Source organism: Gammaproteobacteria bacterium, from assembly GCA_029881255.1.
Classification (GTDB): Bacteria; Pseudomonadota; Gammaproteobacteria; order S012-40; family S012-40; genus JAOUMY01.
This window is the reverse complement of the sequence record JAOUMY010000019.1, coordinates 37,418-44,062: the sequence shown is the minus strand read 5'-3', so window position 1 is coordinate 44,062 and position 6,645 is coordinate 37,418. Positions and strand designations below refer to the sequence as shown.

Annotated in this window: 7 protein-coding genes; 4 read left to right on the top strand and 3 right to left on the bottom strand. The window is 42.9% G+C overall.

Translation table 11 applies throughout. The features are described 5' to 3' along the window. On the bottom strand, positions 1-200 hold a 200-nt coding region (locus OEZ43_20910), incomplete at its 3' end, for a hypothetical protein (GenBank protein MDH5548046.1). A 201-nt stretch (positions 201-401) separates the two neighbouring features. On the opposite strand from OEZ43_20910, the gene OEZ43_20905 reads away from it, so the two are divergent. Then, positions 402-1,082, top strand: coding sequence for a hypothetical protein (locus OEZ43_20905; protein ID MDH5548045.1), 681 nt, complete (start codon positions 402-404; stop codon positions 1,080-1,082). Between the two features lie 567 nt (positions 1,083-1,649). On the opposite strand, the gene OEZ43_20900 is transcribed toward OEZ43_20905, so the two are convergent. Next, positions 1,650-1,826, bottom strand: coding sequence for a hypothetical protein (locus OEZ43_20900; protein ID MDH5548044.1), 177 nt, complete (start codon positions 1,824-1,826; stop codon positions 1,650-1,652). A 574-nt stretch (positions 1,827-2,400) separates the two neighbouring features. Here OEZ43_20900 and OEZ43_20895 point away from each other — a divergent pair. Both OEZ43_20895 and OEZ43_20890 read left to right on the top strand, forming a co-directional pair. Beyond that, the gene (locus tag OEZ43_20895; GenBank protein ID MDH5548043.1) at positions 2,401-3,936 is read left to right on the top strand and encodes an alkaline phosphatase family protein; all 1,536 of its coding nucleotides are present in this window, start codon (positions 2,401-2,403) and stop codon (positions 3,934-3,936) included. 131 nt (positions 3,937-4,067) lie between these two features. Continuing rightward, the gene (locus OEZ43_20890) at positions 4,068-4,985 is read left to right on the top strand and encodes an endonuclease/exonuclease/phosphatase family protein (GenBank protein MDH5548042.1); all 918 of its coding nucleotides are present in this window, start codon (positions 4,068-4,070) and stop codon (positions 4,983-4,985) included. 79 nt (positions 4,986-5,064) lie between these two features. Here OEZ43_20890 and OEZ43_20885 read toward each other — a convergent pair whose 3' ends face one another. Next, positions 5,065-5,376: a DUF3144 domain-containing protein gene (locus tag OEZ43_20885; GenBank protein MDH5548041.1), complete on the bottom strand. Its 312-nt coding sequence runs from the start codon at positions 5,374-5,376 to the stop codon at positions 5,065-5,067. Positions 5,377-5,447: 71 nt separating this feature from the next. Here OEZ43_20885 and corA point away from each other — a divergent pair, with 71 nt between their 5' ends. Next, the gene (gene corA, locus OEZ43_20880) at positions 5,448-6,524 is read left to right on the top strand and encodes a magnesium/cobalt transporter CorA (protein ID MDH5548040.1); all 1,077 of its coding nucleotides are present in this window, start codon (positions 5,448-5,450) and stop codon (positions 6,522-6,524) included. The last annotated feature ends 121 nt before the right edge of the window (positions 6,525-6,645 follow it).

The following is a 6,645-nucleotide window of genomic DNA, read 5'->3' as shown; positions in this document are numbered from 1 at the left end:
CCCATGTAGGAGGCTTCATAACACAGCTTGAATTGACACTCTGGAAAGTGTTGAGAAAGTTTATTAAGTTGACCGACCAAGCCTTTCAATGTCGGACGGCATTTGAAAGCAACGACTTCTCCGGTCTGTTTGTTCATCGCCGATCCATGAAACTGTGTGTCATCGACATCAAGCCCAACGTGGATTATAGTGTTTTTCATAGACGTTTCCTTTCATTAACTTATTGATCTCAGTGGTCTAGATTACCACTTTGAGGTATCCATCTAGGATGGTAGCCCTCGTTTCGTTTGAAGGGGGGCGTCTATATCTTCTATTCCTTGTAATCCGATCAAGGTGAGATTATGTTAATTTCGTATAGTGTTGCCTTTTAATCTTATAACAATGAACAATAAGCGACCTATATGTGTTTTTCCGCAACAGCAAGCTTTACCACTGGCGCAGTACTTTTGCCGTTGGGTATTTATTGTGTCAGGGACACTTTTGTCTGGAATAGAAAATTAGTTCCTTTTAGTCTTATCCCCTTTTTTTTCGCCATTCAGCAAATTATTGAGGGTTTCGTATGGCAATCTTTCGAAATGAATGTGGACGTAAAGACAGCTGCATATGGATTTCTATTTTTTTCGCATTTATTCTGGCTATTCTGGGTTCCACTTTCAACCTGGGCAATAGAAATAGAAAACACTAAAAAACGATATCTGTTTTTCTATACCTTGGCTGGTTTATGTTTTGGTCTCTCTTTATATGTCCCGTTTCATATTCAGAGCAACTGGTTTTCTGTCTTCATTATTAACCATTCAATTCATTACGAAACCACTCTGATTTATGATAATTATATTTCCCGTCAAGTTGTGCAGATTCTGTATATGCTATTTTCTATTTTGCCATTTTTGTTTTCTTCACTAAAAATAGTTCAACTATTTGGTCTCTTAATATTTATGTCAGTATTTATTGCAGGATACTATTTTGATTATGCATTTATTTCTGTTTGGTGTTATTTTTCCGCAATACTTTCAATCTATATCTATTATATTTTAAACCAATGCAAAAAATCGGAGTTAAATAAAGCTATTATTTCACAATAAGAGTCGGTTTCTTAAAAACGCAACCTATGATTGAAATTAAAATCGGCATGCTTCTCTGTGTGAGTATCTGCAAAAATATTTACAAATTACCCAGTTGATGTTTTTTTAAAACCTAGCAAAAAGAAGATTAGCTACTAAAACCCCTGACTTGAAAGGATGTGAGAGATAATACCAGTTGCTGGTCATATCTAGAATACTGTGGTTGCGGTCTGTTTTTCAGAATAGCATATTATTTTATACGATAACTATCCTGCCATGGACAGGGTAATCGAAATTCCGGACAATTACTCGGTCCAGCATTGGCAACGACACTAACCAGTTTTGCACTGCTAACTGTGTTATTTGTTGTTCGGCAATTGGCGAATATGCGTTTATCATAATTATTACTAATATTCGGATGAAAAAATTGAAATAATCGACATCGTTTTGTTTTAGTGATTCATGATTCTTGCGCAGACTAATCAATTCCGTAGTATCTTTCAAGAGTACATTATACCCCGGCTATTATTGGCAATACCAGTTGCCTATATTAGTAATTTACTGGCGCCAGTCACCGTGATCCAGACCTTAACAATCGCCAAACTCTTCACCCGCAAGGGTCATAGGCATACCTACCGAGGCAAGTAGCAGGCGATTACTGCTACGTATCTGTTCACGGGTAGTACGGTGTGCCTGTCGATTTTCAGCACTATGAGAGCCGATGTAATCGTAGGCTCCACCTATTACACAGACATCTGAGCTCATTCGTCCTGTTAAGTGCAGAGTGTCTAAAGGACGAGTAACAGTTATTTCACAGTATGAGTTACGAGCTAAATTTTCCTCTGTTTTAAGTCTCATATGAAAAAAATCCATCCAGGATTTGCTTTAGTCGCTATATTACCAAGTCATAAAAACAATACATGAGGATTAGTCTCTAGGTAGAAATACGTTATAAGCTTTTATCCAGCCACGAAGTAAAAGTGGTTTTGACGTACTGCCTTCGACGTAGGATACTATTAACTATAATGTACAGTTTTTTTAAATCTCCTGATTTTTAAAAAAATGAATAAAATTTTTCTATTCCATCTTTAATCGCAGCGTTAAAAGTGGTTGTGCATCTAATACAAAGGTGATGACAATTTATATTTCAAACTGGACCCATTGCTATTTAAAGTTCGTTATTTTTGTTGCGTTTTTTCTCAATTCACTTTTTGCGTACGGGCAAGAAACCAACAAGAACACTGAAACGGACAGGAGTGATAGCACCCGCGCCATAAAGATAATTGGTACGACTCAGACTCCAGAAATAACAAACAATGGTCGTCGAGTATTATTGTTAATGATTGATGGACTGGCAGTGCAGGCATTTGAGTCAGCACTAAACGCTGGTAAATTGCCTAACATTCAAAACCTTATAAAAACACGACCGACAAGCTCCATGCGCGCCATTTCCACCTTTCCTTCCGCAACCTCCCCTTCGGTACCAGAATTTCTGTCGGGGCGTTTTTCGGAAATCGACAATTTACCGGTTCCCGCTGCTGTACATGCTTTTGATCGGGAGCAACACCGGGTGATTCGCTACGTGACCGATCCTGATTCATGGAACTGGCCGATTACATCTCTGTTCGATGCAACGCGTGGATTGTCGGCTATCACGGTATTTGAAGGCAGGTGGGATGGTCCAACGACAATACTGACACAATTCAATATTGCAAAGCAGGCCGTGCTGGAACTTTTTGGCGCCAAAGGACTTTCCGATGGAGATAGAGGACCGGTAGAGGGTTTTTTTAAAGCGGTACGCAGTACTACCCCTCCATCAGTTTCATTTGTCGTATTGAACGAGTTTGATATGGCGGCACACTTTTACGGGCCGAATTCAGTCGAAGCACGAGAAGCATTGGTTGCATCTGATAGATTAATTGGCGAAATTATTCAAACGCTTTCCGAGACTGTAGGTAACAATAAAAAGTCACAACTAGACGAGACTGTCATTGTTCTCTTCGGGGACCATGGGCTGACACCATCTGGCAGGTTTGTTGATCTCGTCAATTTTTTCAAAACCAGAGAGTTCAAGGCCGTTGATGTATCAACCGTACCTCATGTTATGTTTCGAGAGCGATTAGGAAAACTCTGGACGGAGTGGCCTGACGTAATTCTGGTGTCTGGCGGTTCTAACATCACGCAAGTGTATTTACGTCACGCCAAGGGAAACTGGCGTAAAAATACAATGACACCGATTATCAATAATTCGACGGAAAATAACGGCCTCTCAACTCTTGAGATTATGGCACGTGCAATTTCAACTATCGAAGGTGTCGACCAGGTTATCTGGATGAATGGTGATCAGGAGACTCGAGTGTTAACGCAAAACAATGTCACCGCACGTATTTTTTCAAAAAATGACGGCAGTAAACGCTTTGCCTATGTGCTGGAGGATGAAGCCCAGTATGATCCCTTTGCCTATCTGGACTTACCGGAAATACAGAATTTGATATGTCGATCAAGCAACATCTCAGATGCCTGTTTCTTTACCCGCACACAGTGGTTTGATACTACTATGCATTCCCGCTACCCCGGTGCAGTTGCTCTATTGTCGAAGGCCTTTCACCCAAACAGATTTACCGGCGACTTGATGGTGACACTCAAACCCGGTTACTCCTTCATTCGTAATCAAAGAGGTGACCATGGGAATCTATTGCATAGTGCAATCCTGACCCCGCTGATTCTCAATGGTCCTGGAATAACGCCATGTACAGAAAGTCACCAACCGAAACTGGTAGACCTGTACCCCACCGTATCTGTTTTACTTGGTGCAGAACCAGATGACCCGGCTTTTCATTCGTTAGACGGTCGAGTTCTTGACTGTGTAAAGTGAGCTTCCATGACGTAAAAACGCGGGGGGAACTAAATCTGACAGAGGTACTCAGAAAGTTTGTAATTCAATTAATCATATTCTGTCGACGCAAACAGATAACTGTTTGATTCTTCAAAGAGTACGCTGCTGTTTTGAAACTGCCCATTATCATAATTCCCATTATCACATTATTGCTGTTATTTGTGGCAAGCGCTGTCTATTTAACGGTTAATCCCAATATTGTAGAAAAGCAGTTATTCCCTCGACAAATGAATACCCACGTAACACTGCCTGTACCTCAGGACACCTTGCGGCTATTGACCTGGAATGTTGCGCATGGCCGGGGCACTGCATTTAACCAGATTTTTGTGCGGGAAAAAACATTTCACTCAAATTTGGACGCAATCAGCAAGGTATTAAGAAACAGCCAGGCTGACATTGTCGCATTGCAGGAACTGGATAGTGCCTCGCTGTGGAGCGGCGGGTTCGATCACTCTGATAAAATTGCACAGGATGCTGGTTATAACTGGAAAGCGCACGCGGAACACGCGAGTAGCTGGTTGTTCAACTTCGGTACAGCTGTCTTATCACGATTACCGATTATCTCGACCTTCTCACACCGTTTTGCACCTTCACCTCCAACCCTTCGAAAAGGATTTGTTGTGAGTCAGGTGTCGTGGCCACATACAGACCATCCTTCAAATACGTCTCTTATTGATATTGTGTCTGTACATCTCGATTTTTTGCAGGATGAGATACGCGCAAACCAGATTGCCGAATTGGCAGAGAACATGGCAAAGAGCAAAAATCCGATGATTATACTTGGCGACTTCAACAGCGAGTGGGATACGCCGGAATCCTCGGTTCAGGCAATTGCTGAACGTCTAAACCTGATCGTATACAAGCCTGATGCGGCACTTCTGGAAACACATCATTCACGACGCATAGACTGGATACTTCTGTCACCGGAAATGGAATTCGTAAATTATGCTGTTCTTCCTGATGTTGTATCAGATCACCTGGCCGTATTGGCCGAAATTCGGTTTAAGCCACGAGAATCTTCTATCTAAAAGATAAAACAAAATCCGCAACGCGATTCAAAGCTCGTCCCTTCAGCTTCTAACGAAGAAACCCCGGTTCGAGTTCTGGTCAGTTGAGTGTCTTACCTTTACTTGTTCGATTCAGATAAGCGTTAAAATGTTCTGCATAATCCGCAAAGTGCTCAGTTAGCATCTTCTGATATTCTGACTGTAAATAAATCATGGCGCGTGACTGGTAACTGGCGAATTCCTTTGCATCCGGAGCACTGCTCGCCACTACGTAGGTATTGAAACGCGCAGCGGCATAAAGAAAAGCCGCACTGACACGACCGAGGTCTTCTTCCGTGCAATGCTGATTGGCGAGTGCAATAAACGTATCCGCCAGATCCAGAAATGCCTTATCTTTTGTGTTGTCGTTCATCTTGATTTCCCGTTTGCAATATTTCAGTCCCGGACAAATAATAAAACAATTCGTCATCAGAGTAGCACTGAATGGAATATTTCGAAAAAACCTATCATCCCCCGGGTACCGCGCCCGGGACACTGATCAGTCACGATCAGGCAAAGGCCGGCGTAGCTCGAATCCATTTGATCGACTACACATCGGATCATTTTGAGGAAAAACTGCTGGAAGTTCCAGCGCAGTGTCACCCCTATCTGGAAAGTAATACGGTCACGTGGATTCATCTGCAGGGCGCCGTACATGCAGACACGATTCGAAATATAGGCAATGTATTCGAGCTGCATCCCCTGGCAATGGAAGATGTCCTCAACAGCGGACAACGTCCGAAGATTGAAGCCTATGAAGATCTGCTATTTGTCATCATGGCGATGCCATTGGTGATTATAGATAAAATAGCCATTCAGCAGGTTTCACTGTTTCTTGGTTCAAACTTTGTCATCAGTTTTCACGAAGGCGAAGATGATCCTTTTGAATTGCTGCGCCAGCGCATGCGAAAGCCAGGGAACAGGATTCAGCAACAGGGTGCGGATTTTTTGCTGTATTGCATTCTTGATTTGATTATTGATCATGGTTTTCCTTTACTCGAGAAATATGGCGAGGAAATTCAGGACGTCGAGGATACATTGCTGGCTGCCGCGGGAAAGCCCTCTACGCTCAATGAAATTCATCGGGTCAGGCGAGAACTGATGCTGTTGCGTCGCAGCCTGTGGCCACAGCGAGAAGTCATTAGTGGGCTGCTGCATGGTGAAAGCAAACTGATTCAAGCTGGCTCCTTCATATATCTGCGAGACTGTTATGACCATACTATTCAGATCATGGATTTAATCGAAAACTACCGGGACATGGCGTCCAGTATGATTGATGTCTATCTGTCATCCGTCAGCTACCGCCTGAACGAAATCATGCGTGTATTGACGGTAATTGCCACCATATTCATGCCACTGAGCTTTCTCGCCAGCCTGTATGGTATGAACTTCACTCATCCCACCAGCCCCTGGGCGATGCCCGAATTGCACTGGTACTACGGCTATCCGCTGATACTCGGAGGCATGATACTGGCCGTTGTTGGTATGCTCGTATATTTCAGGCGCAGGCATTGGCTATAGAAATGCTCGCATTACACAGGCATTCAGCCTGTTTACTGCCTTGCTTTATGGATTGTCTTTTACCGGAACCCAGAACGGAAAGCCGCCGATCGGATATTCTTTAGCAACTTCCGACATTGGT